Below are 16,401 nucleotides of genomic sequence, written 5' to 3'. Positions count from 1 at the left end.
AGGATGACCATGTTGTCAGGTCCCATCGACGTGACCAGTCTTCGCGGCCGCCACGAAACCCAACGCTGGAACCGGGTCAGCGTCGGCGATCTGTGCGAGCGGCTGATCTGGAGCCGCCCCGACAAGGCGGCGGTGGTGGGCCGCGACGGAGCCTACGCCTATCCCGAGCACCGCAGGCTGACCTACCGCGATGTCGACGAGCTGGCCAACCGGGTGGCGAACGCGCTCGCCGCGCAGGGCCTGCACGCGGGCGAGCGGGTGTCGCTGTTCTGCGAGAACTCGGTCGAGGCGCTGGTCACCAAGCTGGGCATCGCCAAGGCGGGCCTGGTGTGCGCGCCGGTCAACCCGTCGCTCGCACCAGACGTCGTCAGTTACCTCATCGAGCACGTCGAGGCCCGGTTCGCCTTCGTCGATGCCGAGTTCTGGCCGGTCGCCGAGGGCCCCGTCACCGCCGCCGGGCTGACCCCGATCGTTCTCCCGATCGGCGGGAACGTGCCCGAGGGTGTGCTGAGCTGGACCTCCTTCCTCGACGGCGCGCCGGCCGACGAGCCCGACGTCGCGATCCACGGTGACGACATCTGGCAGATCCTGTCCACCTCGGGCACCACGTCCATGCCCAAGGGCGTGATGCTGTCACACCACTACAGCTACCTCGCCGCGTACAGCTTCGCGTTACCGTTCAGCCGCGGCCTGCGATTCGAGTCCGACCTGGTACTGGGCACGTTCCTGCCCATCGTCTACCACATCGGCGACCAACTGATGCTCTCGACGTTCCTGACCGGTGGGACAATGGTGCTCGGCCGGCGTCCCGACGCCCAGCAGATCGCCGAAGCGATCACCCGCGAGTCCGTCACAGCTCTGTGGGCTGGCTCGCCCGCGATGGTCAACGCACTGGTCGACGCGCTGTCGACCGACCCGGTCCGCTACGACGCTCGATCGCTGCGCGTGCTGGTCTACGGCTGGGCCGCGCTGCCGCCGGGCACTGTGGCCCAGCTCAAGCGGCTGTGCGGCGAGGAACTGCAGCCCATGGAGATCCTGGGGCAGACGGAGGCGATCGCGTGTCACCGCTTCTGGGTGGACCAGTGGCGGGACACCTTCCTGCGGACCGCGCCCGAACAGAACTACGTCGGACTCCCCAGCCCGCTGCTGGCCGCGAAGATCGTAGACGAACAGGGCCACGACTTGACGGACAAGCCAGGTACGCCCGGCGAGGTGGTCTACCGCTCGCCCGTAGTGACCGCCGGCTACTACCGCAACGAGGCGGCGACCAAGGAAGCGTTCCAGGACGGCTGGTTCCACTCCGGGGACAGTTGCCGCGACGACGCCGACGGCCTGCGCGTCATGCTCGACCGGTACAAGGACATCGTCAAGACCGGCGGGGAGAACGTCTCCAGCCTGCGCGTCGAGTCGGTACTGCACCAACACCCCGCGGTGGCCAAGGCCGCAGTAGTCGGCCTGCCCCACGAGCGGTGGGGTGAGGCGGTGACCGCGTTCGTGGTGCCCACCGACGGCCAGACGGTCACCGAGGAGGAGGTCACCGAGTTCTGCCGCTCCCGTCTGGCCGGGTTCGAAACACCCAAACGAATCGTGGTCACCGACGCGTTGCCCGAAACCGTCGGCGGCAAGGTGCTCAAGTACAAGATCCGGGCCGAGCACCAGACCCTGTACCACGGATGACCTACCGGCGGGTACTAGTGAGTTGACATTAACCTAGAGGTATGGCGCACATCATCGCGGCGCGCCGCGGCGCGTGGCAGAAGGGCGACTCCCGCCGGCGCAACGAGGTTGGCGAGCCAACGGCGTGTGATGTTGGCGATGCCGAGCCGGCGGGTTGTAAATGGCTGATAACGTCTTGCTTGTTCGGAGTCGAAACGGGCGTGCAGGGGAACGAGCGAATGACCGGTGAAAGGGAAGATGGGCAGCGTTCGGGATCGGGCATTCCCACGGGGCCGCTGAGTGGCTTTCCCGCGGTGGGCGGCGGTTCGGCGTCACTGTGCGCTGGTTGTCGGCAGGCGGGGCGCTGCCGACTGGGAATCGAGGCGGTCGAAACGCGGGACGACGGTAGCGTGGTCGGGCGGTTTCGGCTGGGCGCCGAGCATGAGGGTGCCGGTGGCGTCGCGCATGGCGGGTCGGTCATGGCGGCCTTCGACGAGGTGTGCGGTGTGGTGCCGTGGTCCGCCTCCGTGCTCGCGGTCACGGCGGACATGCAGGTGTCGTTTCGCCGCCCGGTCCCCATCGAGCACGACCTCGACATCCGAGCGTGGTCGGAGAACCGAGACGAGCGCGGATGGTGGACCATTGCCGCGGAGCTGCTCCTGCCTGGGCCGAACATGGTCCTCGCGACCGCGCGGGGTCGTTTCGTCGAGCGCGATCCGGAACGTCACTACGCCCGCTTCCACCAGTGGCTGAGTGAGCGGACAGGTCGGACCAGCGATGCCCACGCCTGAGCGCGTCCGGACCGTGACCGTCGGTTTCCCGAACTAGGAGGGTGAACGGAGATGACAACGCGGGCGCTCGCCTATGAGCTCGTCGACGAGGTGGCCTGGGTGACGATCAACCGGCCGGAGGCGCGCAACGCGCTCAATTCGAAGGTTCGGTCCGCGCTGTTCGAGGCGTTCGACGCCTTCAACGCCGATCGCGACGCGAAGGTGCTGGTGCTCACCGGCGCCGGTGACGCTGCTTTCTGCGCCGGGGGAGACCTCAAGGAGATGGCCGACACGGAGTTGACTGTGCCGCCAGCGGACTTCGTTCCGCACCTCGGCCGCAACGTCAAGGTCGACAAGCCCACCATCGCGGCGGTCAACGGGGTGGCCTACGCCGGTGGTTTCCTGCTTGCCCAGATGTGCGACCTGGTCGTGGCCGCCGAGCACGCCCGGTTCGCGGTCACGGAGGTCAAGGTGGGCCGGGGTGCTCCGTGGGCCGCGCCGCTGCCGTGGCTCATTCCGCCGCGCGTGGCACTGCAGATCCTGCTGACCGGGGAGCCCATCGATGCCGCGCGGGCCCACCAGATCGGTCTGGTCAACGAGGTGGTCCCGGCCGGGGAGCTCCGGAAGGCGACGCAGCGCCTGGCGAAACGCATCGCGGCGAACGCGCCGCTGTCCGTGCTCGCCGCGAAGGCGATGGTGTACGCGGCCGCCGACCGCGGGTGGCACGACGCGCTGGACGAGGCTGACCGGATATGGGAGCCCGTCTACCTGAGTGAGGACGCGCAAGAGGGACCGCGCGCCTTCCGCGAGAAGCGCAAGCCGGTGTGGCGCGGCAGGTAGCCGATTGCGCCCGCGCAGACCCGGCGACTGGCACCACGGGATCCGACCCACACCGGGTAGGTCGGACAGCGTGCGTCGTCAACTAGCGGGGCGGGCGGCCCCACACCGGATTGCGGCCACGGCCTGTCCTTGTCTTCCCGCTGTGGGGCCACCCGGACGGTGTGCTCAAGCGCGCGGGCCACACCAGAGCCTTGATCGAAGCGTGCCCGGCTCGCCGGCCGCGCGCTCAGGCCGGTGCGATCCACGGCACGGGGGAGGGCGTGCTGAGGCTGTGGGGGCACTCCAACCGTTGTCGGTGTCAGAGCGAGGGCGGGGGTGCGCCTCAGCTGAGCCTGTGCTCAGTGGTGGCGGGTCGTCAGCGGTCGCCCGTGTGGGTTGGCGGCGTGTGGCTGGTGAGGAAGTTGTCGACAAGGTGTGCGCAGAACTGTTCGTCGTTGGGGGTGCCGGTGACGAGGCGGTTGAAGATGAGGGGGCCGATGAGTTGGGCGAGGGCGGTGGTGGTGTCGGTGCCGGGGCGGAGTGTGTTGTGGGCGGCGTCGCTGGTGAGGACGGCGTCGAAGGGTTGGCGGTATTGCTCGATGATGCGGCGGCGCAGGGTGTGCAGGTGTGGCCGGTCGCTCTGGGTGGGGGTCGAGGGTGTTGGTGCGATGCTCATGCCGAGCCAGGACAGCACGGTCAGTTGCAGGGGGGCGTGGTCAATGAGGTGGGCTTGGTTGGTCAGCAGCGTGAGCAGCCGTTCGCGTAGGGGGCCGTGGGCGGGTGCGGGTGCGACGGGGGGCAGCAGGCGTTCGAAGGCGGCGGCGAGCAGTTCGGTGCCGGTGCCGAAGTGGCGGTAGAGGGTGGCGCGGGCGATGCCGGCGGTGCGGGTGACCGCGTCGATGGTGACCGCGTCGATGCCGCCTTCGGCCAGTAGGTGGGTGGCGGCGTCGAGCAGCCGTGCGCGGGAGCGTGCCAGCCGCGGGTCTTCGTCCGGGGTGCTGGGTGTGGGGGCGGCGGTGGACATCGATCTCCTGCGTATCCGGAGGGCGGCGCGGGCGCGAGCAAGCCTAACGACAGCCGGACTTGTGAAACCGTCAGTCTAGGTCCGATACTGTCGGTTCACAAATGTTCGAGTCTTGCGGGTGATGCGTGTGGCGGAGTCGGCCGGGGAAGCGGGCGGGGCGCGCCGTGGCTGGACGCTGGCGGTGTCGTGTCTGGCCGTGGCGTTGGTGATGGCCGGGGTGGCGTCGCTGACCACGGCGTTGCCGGAGCTGGCTGCGGATATCGGGGCGAGTCAGACGCAGGCGACGTGGATTGTGGATGCCTACACGTTGGTGTTGGCGGGCGTTCTGTTGCCGGCGGGCGCGGTGGGGGACCGTCTCGGGCGGCGCGGTGTGCTATTGGCTGGACTGGTCGTGTTCGCGGTGGGTTCGGCGCTGCCGCTGGTGATGGACACGCCGACAGGGGTGATTGTGTGCCGGGCGGTCGCGGGGTTGGGGGCGGCGCTGGTGATGCCGGCGACGTTGTCCCTGCTGACCGCGGAGTTCCCTGCCCGGCAGGCCGCGCGTGCGGTGGGAGTGTGGGCGGGTTTTGCCGGGGCGGGTGCGGTGCTGGGCATTCTCGGGGCCGGCGCGTTGTTGGCGGTCTGGTCGTGGCAGGCGGTGTTCGTGGCCACAGCGGTGTTGGCGCTGCTGCTGGTGGTGGGTGGCTGGTTCGTGCCGTCGTCGCGTGAGCCCGCGGCGCCCGGGCTGGATGTGCCGGGGGCGGTGCTGTCGGCGGCGGCGGTGGGGTTGGTGGTGTTCGGGGTGATCGAGGCTCCCGATCACGGCTGGGACAGTGCGCTGGTGGTCGCCTCGCTCGGTGGTGGGGTGCTGGCGGGGGCCGGGTTCGTGCTCGTCGAACGACGACGGGCGGCACCGTTGCTGCAGGTCGGGTTGTTCGGCGACCGCGGGTTCGGTGCTGGCGCGGTGTCGCTGGTGGTGCAGTTCCTGGCCGCGTTCGGGGTGTTCTTCCTGCTGATGCAGCATCTGCAGCTGGTGTGGGGCTACTCGCCGCTGCGGGCGGGGCTGGCGTTGGCGCCGGTGGCCGTTCCGCTGGTCGTGGCCGCGGTGCTCGCACCGTGGGTGAGCGAGCGGGTGGGGTTGCGGGTGATGACCGGCGCCGGCCTGGCGCTGGTGGCTGGTGCGCTGGTCGGGATCGGCGGGCTGGGGGTGGACGAGGACTATCCGCGGCTGGTGGTGTTCCTCGGTGTGTTCGGGCTCGGTCTGGGCATCTGCGCGACACCGGCCACCGCCGCCATCGTGCGCGGGGTTCCCCGCGCCAAACAGGGCGTGGCCTCCGCGGTCAACGACGTCACCCGGGAACTCGGTGCCGCGGTGGGGATCGCGCTGGCCGGCAGCCTGCTCGCCAGCAGCTACCGCACCCATCTCGCCCCGCAGATCACCCACCTCCCCGCCGCAACTCGCGCCCAGGCCAGTGATTCGCTGGCCGCCGCGCTGCGGCTGGCCGGCGACACGCCCGCCGGACCTGATCTTGCCGCCGCGGCGCGGCGCGCCTTCGTCGACGGGTTCCACGACACCCTCAGCGCCCTTGCCGTGCTCACCGCGGTCACGGCCGTGGCGCTCACGGCGTGGGCTCCCGGACGCCACCGCGTGGACGGGCCGTCGCAGCCTGCGGAAACCTGCGGCAGTGACGCTACCGACTCTGCATTTGTCGCCGAACAGGACAGGAGTACTTCGTGACCGGACGACGCGTTATCAGCGACTACCCGCACCAGCTGGCCGGGCATTGCGGGTCAGGAGCGCTGCGCGACCTGATGCAGTGGGCCCGGCTGTCCTACGACGAGACGCCACTGGATGAAGGCACCGTGTTCGGGCTCGGCGGCGAACTCGGGTTCAGCTACCTGCGCCATCCCGCCATGAGCCCGCCGATCTACCTCGTGGGTCGGGGCCCCGACCTCACCGGTGGGTTCACCCGCCGTCTCGGGATCACCGCCACCCAGCATGCCACCGATGATCCCGACGAAGGCTGGGCCTGGGTCCGCGAGGAACTCGACCACGGGTATCCGGTGCTGTGCTGGGCCGACATCGCCCATCTCCCGTATCTGCGGGTGCGGCTGAGCATGAGCCGCCACGACATCGTGATCACCGGCTACGACGACCACACCCGTACCGCTACCGTCGTCGACAACGACCGCGCCGACCCCCAACCCGTCCCCTACGACGCGCTGGCCCGCGCCCGCAGCTCCACCGGATTCCCCGTACCCACCCGGCACACCACCTACCGGCTGCGCTACCCCACCCAGCTGCCGCCCCTGGCCGACACCGCCGCCGACGCCTGCCACGCTGCCGCTCGAGCTCTGCGAAATGCCCAGTCACTGCTGCCTGCCGGTCAACTCGACGGGGTGGCCGACCTCGTGCATGGCGCCGGCCTGGACGGCATCAGCGTCTTCGTCGACGACCTGCGGCGCTGGCCCGACGTGTTCACCCCCACGCAACTGGATACCGTGCTCACCGCGCTGGCCGCGTTCATCGACAAGGCCGGCACCGGCGGCAGCCTGTTCCGCCGGCTGCAAGCCGACTACCTGCACTACCTCAACCAGCGCGCCGGCCTGCCCATAGCAGGACAAGCCGCCGACCTCTACGCCCAGCTCACCCAGCTCTGGCACGGCCTCGCCCGCATCGCCACCGCCGACATCTCCACCACCACCCGCGTCACCGCGCTCGCCGACACCGCGGAACATCTCCCCGAACTCGAACAGCAAGGCGCCGATCTGCTCGACCTCCTCGCCCGCGAACTCAGCTCTTGACGCCCCGGAGACGCCGTGACCACTCCCACACCCCTCACCTACCGCCGCGCGGGCCTCACCCTGGCTGGTGACCACTGGACCGCACCACCAGCCACCCCATCGCGCGGCACCGCCGTCCTGCTCCACGGCGTCGGGCAAACCCGCCACTCCTGGCACCACACCGCCGCCCGGCTCGCCGGGCACGGCTGGACCGCGCTCACCCTCGACGCCCGCGGACACGGTGACAGCGACTGGGCACACCCCCACGACTACACCGTCGATCACCTCGTGGACGACCTCGTCCACATCGCCGGCACCCTCAACGACACCCCCGTGCTCATCGGCGCCTCCATGGGCGGTATCACCGCACTGCTCGCCCACGCCGACCACACCATCGCCCGCGCCCTCGTACTCGTCGACATCGCGCCCCAGATCAATCCCGCCGGCGCCGCCCGCATCCTCGATTTTATGACCCGCCACCGCGACGGCTTCGCCACCCTGGACGAGGCCGCCGCCGCGATCGCCGCCTACAACCCCCACCGAACCCGCCCCGCCACCACCCACGGACTCCGCAAGAACCTCCGCCAACACCGCGACGGCCGCTGGCGCTGGCACTGGGACCCGCAACTGCTCCAGTTCATCAGCGACACCTCCGCCCTCACCGACCTCACCACCCGCATGGACACCGCCGCCCAACAGATCACCATCCCCACCCTGCTCATCCGCGGCGAACTATCCGACATCGTCAACCACGACTCCGTCGACCACCTTCTCCACCACATCCCCACCGCCCACACCGCCACCGTCACCAACACCGCACACATGGTCGCCGGCGACGACAACGACATCTTCACCAACCACCTGATCGACTTCCTCAACCACCTCCTCCCCCTTCCACGCGCCGAATCGAGAAAGCGGAGCGGGCCAGGGACATGAATACCGGGACAGCGGCCGACACCGTTCCTCCGGCCTTGATCACCTGGCCTTCTGCCGCTACCGGATTGACCTGTTCCGCAGCTCCCGTGAGGGGAACGTCGGCTGGCCGACGAACGCCATCGCCCCGCCATCGCCACCCAGCTCGGTTACTCGGGCCCGGTGGTGCGTTGTCGGGTCTGTCAGATGAACGGTGGATCTGATCTTGGTTCTCGTTGGTGGTCGGGTCGAGGCGTCCGGGGAAGGTGATCGCGAACGCGTTTAACGGCGCTTTCCAGGCACTTCAGCGCCGCGGCGTCGGAGGGGAAATGACCGCGGGCCTTGATTGCCCGCCGGTAGCGGGCGTTGATCGACTCGATCGCGTTCGTGGTGCAGATGACCTTGCGAATCTCGACGTCGTATTCGAGGAACGGCACGAACTCGGCCCAGGCGTTGCGCCACAACGCCACGATCGCCGGGTACTTGTCCTGCCACTGCTTCGCGAACTCGTCGAACCGGTCGGTGGCCGCCTGCTCCGATGGCGCCGTGTAGATCGGCTTCAGACCTCGCACGATCGCATCCCGGTGTTGGCGTCCGGCATAGCGGAACGAGTTACGGATCAGGTGGATCACGCATTGCTGCACGATGGTGTGTTCCCAGGTCGTGGTGATCGCTTCGGGTAGGCCCTTGAGCCCGTCGCAGACCGCGATCAGCACATCGGTCACGCCGCGGTTCTTGAGCTCGGAGAAGACCTGCAGCCAGAACCGTGCCCCTTCACCACCATCGTCGCCGGCCCAGATACCGAGGATGTCTCGTTCACCGCTGGTGGTCACCCCGACGACGACATAGAACGGCTTGTTCACGACCTGGCCGCCACGAACCTTGATCACCAGGGCGTCGACGAAGATCACCGGATAGATCGAATCGAGCGGCCGTGACGACCACTCGGCCATCTGGTCGACGACCTTGTCGGTGATCTTGGAGATCGTCTCCTTGGAGACCTTGGCCCCATAGACCTCGTCGAAGTGCGCGGCGACCTCGCCGGTGGTGAGCCCGCGGGCGGTCAACGACAGCACGATCTCGTCGATACCGTCCAACCGCCGCTGCCGCTTACGCACGATCTTCGGGTCGAAAGACGCGTCAGTGTCGCGGGGCACGTCGATCTCGACCGGGCCGATCTCGGTCAGCACCGTCTTCGACCTGGTCCCGTTGCGGGAGTTCCCGCTGTTGCGACCCATCGGGTCATGGCGTTCATAGCCGAGATGGTCATCCATCTCGGCCTCTAACGCCGTCTCCAGCACGTTCTTCGTCAGCCGGTTCAACAGCCCGTCCGGGCAGACCAGATCGACGCCCTGTTCCTTGGCCTGCGCCAACAGCTGCTCAGCCAACTGCCGCTGATCGATGCTCTCTCCGCTCACAGGATCGAGCATCTCTTCCGAGCCAACCTCACGATCGCTCGGATCAGTCATGGTCATTGGTCATGTCCTCTCGGTCAGACCAAGACCAGATCCACCGTTACCCGGACAGTCCCCAGATCAGACCCGATTCGTGGCCCAAGTCAGGTCCCCGGTGTGCTGGAGCGCTATCAGCGGCGCACGGTGCGATTGATCGAGCAACTACGCGGCGTCGTCAGAGAGCTTGCGGGCCGCGCGTCGGCTCGGTTGCTACCCGTGATGGGAATCGCTGCGGGCAAGGACACTGCGGTGCGTGCGTTGTTGGGTATCGCCTTGCCCGAGCGGACGGTGCCGCGGGTGCTGGGGATCGATGACTTCGCTCTGCGTCGCGGCCGCCAGTACGCCACGGTGTTGATCGACGCCGACAGCGGCGTCCGCATCGACGTGCTGCCCGGCCGTGGCGCGAGCGTGGTCGCCGACTGGCTACGTGGCCATCCCGGCGTCGAGATCGTGTGCCGCGACGGGTCGAACACCTACGCCCAAGCCGTCCGCGATGCCGACCCGGCCGTGCAGCAGGTCGCGGACCGGTGGCATCTGTGGCACGGCCTGGCTGAAGCAGCGGCCAAAGAGGTGGCGGCCCACTCTGCCTGCTGGGCCGGGGCAACCGGCGTCCAGGACGGGCCGCTGGCTCGCACCAACATCGAGCGCTGGCATCAGGTGCATGACCTACTCAAGCAAGGTCACGGACTGTTGGAGTGCACCCGGCGGCTGAATCTGTCTCTGAACACTGTCAAGCGCTATGCCTGTGCGACTGCGGTAGACCGGCTTCGCCCGGGCGCTTCGGCTTGGGTCTTCTGTCGGAGTCTTCCATAGGGTGTCTGTCCGTTGAGGCTGCCGTGGGGGCGGTCGTAGTTGTAGTAGTCCTGCCATTCTTTGAGGCGGGCGTTGAAGACGTTGACGTCGTCGATGACGATGCCGTCGAGCAGGCGGTAGAACTCGTCGGCGTCGATCCGGTGAGACCGCTCCACTTTGCCGTTCAGTCGTGGCGTGCGGGGCTTGATGTAGACGTGCCCGATGCCCTTGTCGAGCACGTGCCAGTGGAACTGGGTGCCGAACTCGGTGCCGAACTCGGTGCCGTTGTCCGTCTGGATCTTCTCTACAGCGAACGGCAGCTGGGACAGCACGTAGTCCAGGAACTGGATCGCGGTCTTCTGGTTGAGCGTGGGGTAGATCTTCAGGATCCGCAGCCGGGTGCAGTCGTCGATCGCGGTGAACTAGTAGAACTTGCCGCGCCGCCCGACCGGCTTGAGCGAGACGCCGGTCTTGCTGACCTTGGGCAGGGGTTCGACGAACTTGACGTCGATCTGCACCTGATGTCCCGGGCGTTGCTTCTCGTAGCGCTTCCATCGGCGATCGTGGCGCTGATATCGCTGCGATGTGGGCAGCCGGCCCATGCCCAAGTGGCACAGGATTCGCCACACGGTCGAGCGGCTGATGGTGACGTCGTGGTAACGCTGCAGGTACATCGCGATCTTCTCCGGCCCGAAGTGGTAGTTGCGCCGCAGGTGGATGATCTTGTCCACCACGTCGGCGCGGGTGGCGTTCGGGCTGGTCCGCGGCCGCTTCGACCGATCTCGTAGCCCGTCGACGCCGTCGGCCTCGTACCGGCGCAGCCACTTGTAGTACGTCGGCAGGCTGATGCCGTAGTAGCGGCACGTCATCGCGACGTTGCCGGACACTTCCTCCGCATGACGAAGGACCGCGAGGCGCCGACGCACCTCGCGGTCCAACACGGGCTCACTCACCCGGATCCCTATGATCAACAAGCCCAGGTGTCAACCATCTCCCGCAGTTTAGACCGACACGCCCGTTCGTGGTCAAAGCCATCGCCGTCGGTCCATCCACAGTGGATCTGTCTGCAGCGCTGGATGGTGGGTTGTGCCTCGTGCGCATCCCCAAGGGCAGCTTGGGTGAAGACACCACTCGGCTGTTGGGCTCGCTGATCGTGGCGCGCGTGTGGCAGGCCACCACCGCGCGGGCCGCGTTGGCGCAGCGGCAGCGCAGGGACGCCTCGTTGTATGTGGATGAGGCGCACAACTTCCTCAATCTGCCCTACGCCATGGAAGACATGTTGGCCGAGGCGCGGGGCTGCCGGCTGTCGATGACGCTGGCGCACCAGCACCTCGGGCAGCTCGGGAAAGACTTGAAGGAAGGGATCTCCACCAACGCGCGCAGCAAGATCCTCTTCAATGCCTCGCCCGAGGATGCCCGCGAGCTGGCGCGGCACACCGCGCCCCGAATCGGCGAACACGATCTGGCGCACCTCGGTGTGTTCCATGCGGCAGTCCGCCTCGTGGTGGGCGGCGAGGAAACCCAGCCGTTCACCGTGACCACCGAACCGTTGCCCCCTGCGATCCGCGGTCGAGCCCGGCTCGTGCGCAAGACCGCTGCGCGCCATACCCGGCCGTTGTCCGCCTCGGCCGAGGGCCGCGACGCGTCCGGGCCGGACGACACCGGGACCGATCCCCGCCGCGCCACCTGATTCCCGCTACCCCAGCGGAGCGGGCCGCACCGACCAGATGGGTACAGCCCGCCCCGCTGCTCTCGTTTTCCTGCACACGGTCCGCAAAGGAGATTGCGTGTTCGACCCCACGTCTGCCCAGAGGGACTTGCGTGCCCGGGTGCCCGCCCGTACGAGCGCGCGGGTCGCGGCCACGGCCGATCACCTGGCCACCGTTGCCGCGCACCTCACCGCGCGGGATCGGTGGCTGGCGCGGATGCTCGCCGAACACCGCACGCTGACCTCCACCCAGATCACCCAAATCGCCTTCCCGAGCCGGCGCGCAGCCAACCAGCGGCTGCACAAACTGCACCAGTGGCGGGTGCTCGACCGGTTCCAGCCCTACATCGGGCGCGGCCGGGCACCGATGTTCTACGTCCTAGACACCGCTGGCGCTCACCTGCTGGCGCACGAGGACGGCCTTGATCCCCGCGACCTGGGGTCCCGCCCGCAACGCCAAACAGCCGGCGCGCAGGATGTCCTCGGTGCGCGGCCCCACGCTGAGGAGAACACCCGGGAGAACACGGACACGAGGTTATCGACCGCCGCTTCCTTCGACCCCTCCAAGGGATTCAGGCAGGGTGTCGGTCCGGGCGAGTCGGCGTCGAAGAGCACCACCTTCTCGGCGGCGTGCTCCGGCAGGCGCTGCAGCACATCGGTGATCAGGTCGCCCTTGGGGTCGATGACCACCCCACCCCGGCCGTGCTCGGCATCGGCCAGGATCATCCGCGTCAGCATGGTGGATTTCCCGCTGCCGGTGGCGCCGAGCACGTGCACGTGGTGCCGGGCGTCGGAGACCTGGAGCCCGACCGGGCGGGTGTGCCCGGTATCGGAAACCCCGATGGGCCGGATCAGCTCACCCTCGGTGGGCGTATTCGGCGGGGTGGCACGGCCTTTGCTCTCGCTCGCGCGAGGCCGGGCAGAGCCTCGTCGGTGGGCAGGTGCGCCAGCGCGGCCAGCTCCGGCACCGACAGCAGGTCGCCGCGCCGCAACCGCCGCCGCGCCATGGCCGTCAGCGGGTTGCGCAGCCGGCGGCGCTGGTAGTGGTTGTGCTCGGTGTAGCCGGAAAACGCACTCGCGATCGCATGTGCCCGGCCCCGCAACTGGTCGCGCACCCGTGTGATCTGTTCGGGCGGCGTCTCGGCGGGCACGGTCGTGGCAACTGCGTACCGAATCACGGTCTCCCACTGCGAGCCGCGCTGCTTGCCGACGATGGCGCGGTTCTGCGCCTGGTACTCCAACGACGTTTGCGGGTCGAGCTTCGGCTCACCGGCGCGGCTCACCGCCGTCGGCGTGGGACCCGGCGTGATCGCGTCCAGGAGTCGGCCCACCGGCCGGGTGGAGCGCCCGGCGTGCAGGTGCCGCGCGGCGCGCCTGCTTGACCCGCCGACCAGTCACTGGTCGCGCGAGCACCTGCACACACGCCCCGTCATACACGCCCAGACCGACCGGAGCACCGAGCAGCGCCCGGATAGGGTCCACGTCGAAATCGCTGCGGATCGGCAGGGCTTCCGAGCGAGCCAGCCGCAGTACACCCCCGGTGACCAGTCGGCGCCGGCCACCGTCGGCCCTGGTGGGCAGCGGAGCCGCTGCCGGCTCGGTGGTGGTGTGCGATCCGGGCCAGGCCGCTTCGACGGCACGCTCGACCATGCCCGGCGGTACTGTGCCCGGCACCCACAGCCGGATCTGTACGCCGTCGTGGCCGAACACGTACTCCCATGCCAGATGGGGCTGCCCCTGCGCGAGCCGAGTCCACATGGGACGCAGAAGTCCGACGAGGTTCGACCATACTGCTGGCGCGCCCTCCGGGTCGACCGTGGGCGGGGCCAGGATCGTCACGATGCGAGCGTTGTCGTGCAGGGCGTCCTGGCAACGGTTGGACCACCAGCGTCGCAGCGCCCACAGCGCCGTAATGGTGATCAGCAGTGCGAGTGCGGCGATCGGACCCCAGGCCTGCATCCAAGACCAGGCCGTAGTGAGCAGCGCACGGATCGTGCCCCAGGGATCGGTGAGCAGCCCGCCGAGCGGGCTGTCCACGGGCGAACTGAGCGGAAACACAAGTAATAACCTCCCGATATGAGGAACTGAAGGCGGGACAGCGAGCCGCGAGCTAGGCGGCGTGCGTGTCGGTCCGGCGGCCGTCGCGGCGGCGCAATGACGGCGCGCTGGTGATCGAACGGACGCGGCCGGTGCCCCGGCGGGCCTCGCGCTCGGCGTCGACTTCGGCCTGCCACTGCGAGAACCGACGACCCTGCAAGCGCCGCAGGAAATGGGGAATGCGGTTTGATGGCACGCCCACCAAGCGAGGACCTAGCACCGCCAGCAGGTCGGACGCTTCTTGCGAGGACCATCCGGCTTCGGCGATGGCCTGCTCGTCCGCGAACACATCGGCCACCCGGTCCGTCGCGGCGTCGATCCGGCCGTCTTGCGTGCCGCCGTAGGAGTAGACCCATAAGAAGTTCTCGGGCGGGTCCGGCTCGACGAGTCGCCGGAAGCGGTGGATCTCCTTGGTATAGGCGTAAAAGGTCACGTCAGGAGCAGAGCGCATGATGCGCAGCCAGCTGCGGGTGTAGTCGTCGGAAAAGAAGTCGCCCGAGTCGTGCACCCGCACGAACCGGCCGCGGAACTTCGGTGCGGCCAGTTCGGCGAGCATCGCCTGCTCCCACCCGGCCGGATCGTCCAGCACGAATATCAGGTTCGCCTGGTGCTTGGCGCGCACAGTCGGCCACAAGTAGGTTCCGTGTCGGGCGTAGCAGACGTGGCGGCAGATTCCTGCTGACGGGCAGGTGTTGTAGGTGCGGCCGTCAGGCAACCGGCCAGCCCAGGCGGGCAACGTCGTCACAGCGCGGCCACCGCAATGCTGACCGCAGGCGCTTCGCTGGCCGAGATCGGCCAGGTGCTGCGTCATCGTGATCCGATCACGACCACGCTCTACACGAAGGTCGACGTGGCGGCCCTGCGTCCGGTCGCCCGTCACTGGCCTGCTTCGGACGGTACGGCATGAGCGCATTGCGTCCAGCCCTCGCCGACTATCTGGGTGTCCGCCGCGGACTCGGTTTCCGGCTAGATCGGGCGGAGAAGCTGCTCGGCCAGTTCGTCGCCCGCTTCGCGGCTCGTTTGACAGACCCGCTCCGAGGTAGTGGCGCTGGCCGGCCGCACGGCTCCCCCTTTTCCTCCTGAGTATTTCAGCGTACGGTGAACTCTACCGCTGGGTACAGGGTGATCGTGATGCTCGGTTCGGCCACCAGGGTGGAGGTGGGTGAAATTGAGGTACCGGGATCCGTACGGGCTGGCATGGCAACAGCTGGGCAACGCGCTGTGGGATGTGTTGGCAGTCGCGTGGTGGATGCTGGTGGCTGCCAGCGTCGCGTTCGGTGCATGCTGGTGCATGGGGCAGTTCATGTATATGGAGTGGGTTCGCGAACATCCTCCGCCCCGCCTCCGGTTCTTTGCCGAACGCAGGCTGCGTCAGGACATCGCCCGCGGGTTGGGCGATCTTGAGGACTACCTGCGCAAATGCGATCCAGTACACCTTGACGACCGGCCAGCTCGGGCCGGACGGTCCCGAACTTGGAGGGGGTGGTGCCGACCTTGAAACAGACTCCGATGGCCCGGACGCCTCCTGAGTCTACGGTTCGCAGTTCGATCTCTGACTGCAGCCCCAACACCGGCCGCTGGGGGCCGACGAGTTCGAACCTGTGCCCGGCGGGACGTCGGTGCCAACCACGGCTCGGTGGCGGCCAAACGGATCGGGGGCGGCTGGAGCGTCCGGGCTGTGAGGCGACATCGACGCCGGGCCGAGTCCTGTGAGGAACGTGTCAGTGGCCCGCAGGCTGCAGCGGCTGCGGGCAGCATCCCCGCAGGTCGTACCGGGTGGGCCTGGCTGGATGGGTGATGGTGAGCAGATGATGGCGAGCCGCTGGCAGGACGAGGGCGAGGGGCTGCTCCGGGTGGTGGAGCGCATCGCCCTGATCCTGAACGAGGCGGGGTCCCACGGATGTCGGCCAGGGTGTTCGCCTACATGCTCGCCGACGACGCCGAACGCTACACCTCCGCCGCGCTCGCGGAAGGGCTTCGGGTCAGTCCGGCCGCGATCTCGGGGGCGGTGCGCCATCTCACCGCGACGCGGATGGTGGTCAAGGAACGCCAACCCGGGAAGAGGGCGGAGCTCTACCGGGTCTGTGACGGCAACGTCTGGGGCATGGTCGTGGCCCCTGGATCCCGGTTCTCAAGCAGTGGCAGTCCACGCTGGAGAGCGCCACGGTCGAGCTCGGCGCTCCCGGCGGTGAAGGCCACCGATTAGCCGAGGCGACGACGTTCATCGCGTTCCTGCGCAACGAGCTGGAGGGAATGCTGGAGCGCTGGTCTGATCACCGGCTGGATCCTCGGTGACCGAGACACCGGCGGTGATGGTCGACCGCGTTCGGCCGTGCGGGCAGACGGGGTCGACGTGGTGGGGCTGCTGAACGTGCCCCCGGTGGTTCGGCTCCGGATGCTTCCGGG

The 16,401-nt window shown here is 68.5% G+C and carries 12 protein-coding genes and 4 pseudogenes; 10 read left to right on the top strand and 6 right to left on the bottom strand.

Annotation, left to right across the window (positions count from 1 at the left end):
• Nucleotides 1-9 precede the first annotated feature (9 nt).
• The 3 genes from BA062_RS26880 to BA062_RS26870 are packed head-to-tail and all read left to right on the top strand — an operon-like array spanning nt 10 to nt 3,266.
• The gene (locus BA062_RS26880) at nt 10-1,677 is read left to right on the top strand and encodes an AMP-binding protein (protein WP_233519924.1); all 1,668 of its coding nucleotides are present in this window, start codon (nt 10-12) and stop codon (nt 1,675-1,677) included.
• Between the two features lie 41 nt (nt 1,678-1,718).
• Nucleotides 1,719-2,447: a PaaI family thioesterase gene (locus BA062_RS26875; RefSeq protein WP_110341414.1), complete on the top strand. Its 729-nt coding sequence runs from the start codon at nt 1,719-1,721 to the stop codon at nt 2,445-2,447.
• Between the two features lie 51 nt (nt 2,448-2,498).
• A complete protein-coding gene (locus BA062_RS26870) occupies nt 2,499-3,266 on the top strand; it encodes an enoyl-CoA hydratase/isomerase family protein (protein WP_110341412.1) in 768 nt (255 codons plus the stop codon).
• A gap of 355 nt (nt 3,267-3,621) precedes the next feature.
• Here BA062_RS26870 and BA062_RS26865 read toward each other — a convergent pair whose 3' ends face one another.
• The gene (locus BA062_RS26865) at nt 3,622-4,269 is read right to left on the bottom strand and encodes a TetR/AcrR family transcriptional regulator (protein ID WP_110341410.1); all 648 of its coding nucleotides are present in this window, start codon (nt 4,267-4,269) and stop codon (nt 3,622-3,624) included.
• Between the two features lie 121 nt (nt 4,270-4,390).
• Between BA062_RS26865 and BA062_RS26860 the strand changes: the two genes are divergently transcribed.
• From BA062_RS26860 to BA062_RS26850, 3 genes are read left to right on the top strand one after another with little or no spacing between them, the layout of a single operon-like run.
• Complete coding sequence (locus tag BA062_RS26860) at nt 4,391-5,986, top strand: MFS transporter (RefSeq protein ID WP_110341594.1); 1,596 nt, start codon at nt 4,391-4,393, stop codon at nt 5,984-5,986.
• Entirely contained in the window at nt 5,983-7,053 is a 1,071-nt protein-coding gene (locus tag BA062_RS26855) for a BtrH N-terminal domain-containing protein (protein ID WP_110341408.1), read from the top strand. Before BA062_RS26860 ends, BA062_RS26855 begins: the two co-directional genes overlap by 4 nt.
• Before the next feature lie 15 nt (nt 7,054-7,068).
• The gene (locus BA062_RS26850; RefSeq protein ID WP_110341406.1) at nt 7,069-7,968 is read left to right on the top strand and encodes an alpha/beta fold hydrolase; all 900 of its coding nucleotides are present in this window, start codon (nt 7,069-7,071) and stop codon (nt 7,966-7,968) included.
• A 179-nt stretch (nt 7,969-8,147) separates the two neighbouring features.
• Here BA062_RS26850 and BA062_RS26845 read toward each other — a convergent pair whose 3' ends face one another.
• Entirely contained in the window at nt 8,148-9,374 is a 1,227-nt protein-coding gene (locus BA062_RS26845) for an IS256 family transposase (protein ID WP_377388630.1), read from the bottom strand.
• Between the two features lie 129 nt (nt 9,375-9,503).
• Between BA062_RS26845 and BA062_RS26840 the strand changes: the two are divergent.
• Nucleotides 9,504-10,166 (top strand): annotated as a pseudogene (locus BA062_RS26840) (transposase); the annotation flags it as partial.
• Here the strand turns inward: BA062_RS26840 and BA062_RS40675 are convergent.
• On the bottom strand, nt 10,136-10,429 hold the full coding sequence (locus tag BA062_RS40675; protein ID WP_255565697.1) for an integrase core domain-containing protein: 294 nt from the start codon (nt 10,427-10,429) through the stop codon (nt 10,136-10,138). The pseudogene BA062_RS26840 and the gene BA062_RS40675 sit on opposite strands and share 31 nt — an antisense overlap.
• 183 nt (nt 10,430-10,612) lie before the next feature.
• The gene (locus BA062_RS40310) at nt 10,613-11,116 is read right to left on the bottom strand and encodes a helix-turn-helix domain-containing protein (RefSeq protein WP_281271662.1); all 504 of its coding nucleotides are present in this window, start codon (nt 11,114-11,116) and stop codon (nt 10,613-10,615) included.
• Between the two features lie 83 nt (nt 11,117-11,199).
• Here BA062_RS40310 and BA062_RS26830 point away from each other — a divergent pair.
• Together BA062_RS26830 and BA062_RS41215 are read left to right on the top strand one after the other, a co-directional pair.
• Nucleotides 11,200-11,880 (top strand): annotated as a pseudogene (locus tag BA062_RS26830) (TraM recognition domain-containing protein); the annotation flags it as partial.
• A 37-nt stretch (nt 11,881-11,917) separates the two neighbouring features.
• Nucleotides 11,918-12,271 (top strand): annotated as a pseudogene (locus BA062_RS41215) (replication-relaxation family protein); the annotation flags it as partial.
• Nucleotides 12,272-12,337: 66 nt separating this feature from the next.
• On the opposite strand, the pseudogene BA062_RS26820 reads toward BA062_RS41215, so the two are convergent.
• Together BA062_RS26820 and BA062_RS26815 are read right to left on the bottom strand one after the other, a co-directional pair.
• Nucleotides 12,338-13,857, bottom strand: a pseudogene (locus tag BA062_RS26820) (DUF8128 domain-containing protein); the annotation flags it as partial.
• A gap of 151 nt (nt 13,858-14,008) precedes the next feature.
• Nucleotides 14,009-14,806, bottom strand: coding sequence for a GP88 family protein (locus tag BA062_RS26815; protein ID WP_158559813.1), 798 nt, complete (start codon nt 14,804-14,806; stop codon nt 14,009-14,011).
• A gap of 1,089 nt (nt 14,807-15,895) precedes the next feature.
• Between BA062_RS26815 and BA062_RS26800 the strand changes: the two genes are divergently transcribed.
• The gene (locus BA062_RS26800; protein WP_110341397.1) at nt 15,896-16,201 is read left to right on the top strand and encodes a MarR family transcriptional regulator; all 306 of its coding nucleotides are present in this window, start codon (nt 15,896-15,898) and stop codon (nt 16,199-16,201) included.
• The last annotated feature ends 200 nt before the right edge of the window (nt 16,202-16,401 follow it).

The sequence above is a fragment of the Prauserella flavalba genome (genome assembly GCF_003202235.1).
In the GTDB taxonomy this organism is placed as follows: domain Bacteria; phylum Actinomycetota; class Actinomycetes; order Mycobacteriales; family Pseudonocardiaceae; genus Prauserella_A; species Prauserella_A flavalba.
Note: the sequence above shows the minus strand (reverse complement) of the source record. Positions and strands in the feature narration are given on the sequence as shown.

Excerpts from the sequence above, each read along its gene's own strand:
- BA062_RS26880 (WP_233519924.1), top strand. The coding sequence starts at position 10 with ATGTTGTCAGGTCCCATCGACGTGACCAGTCTTCGCGGCCGCCACGAA.
- BA062_RS26875 (WP_110341414.1), top strand. The coding sequence starts at position 1,719 with ATGGCGCACATCATCGCGGCGCGCCGCGGCGCGTGGCAGAAGGGCGAC.
- BA062_RS26870 (WP_110341412.1), top strand. The coding sequence starts at position 2,499 with ATGACAACGCGGGCGCTCGCCTATGAGCTCGTCGACGAGGTGGCCTGG.
- BA062_RS26865 (WP_110341410.1), bottom strand. The coding sequence starts at position 4,269 with ATGTCCACCGCCGCCCCCACACCCAGCACCCCGGACGAAGACCCGCGG.
- BA062_RS26860 (WP_110341594.1), top strand. The coding sequence starts at position 4,391 with ATGCGTGTGGCGGAGTCGGCCGGGGAAGCGGGCGGGGCGCGCCGTGGC.
- BA062_RS26845 (WP_377388630.1), bottom strand. The coding sequence starts at position 9,374 with ATGCTCGATCCTGTGAGCGGAGAGAGCATCGATCAGCGGCAGTTGGCT.
- BA062_RS26815 (WP_158559813.1), bottom strand. The coding sequence starts at position 14,806 with ATGACGCAGCACCTGGCCGATCTCGGCCAGCGAAGCGCCTGCGGTCAG.
- BA062_RS26800 (WP_110341397.1), top strand. The coding sequence starts at position 15,896 with ATGTCGGCCAGGGTGTTCGCCTACATGCTCGCCGACGACGCCGAACGC.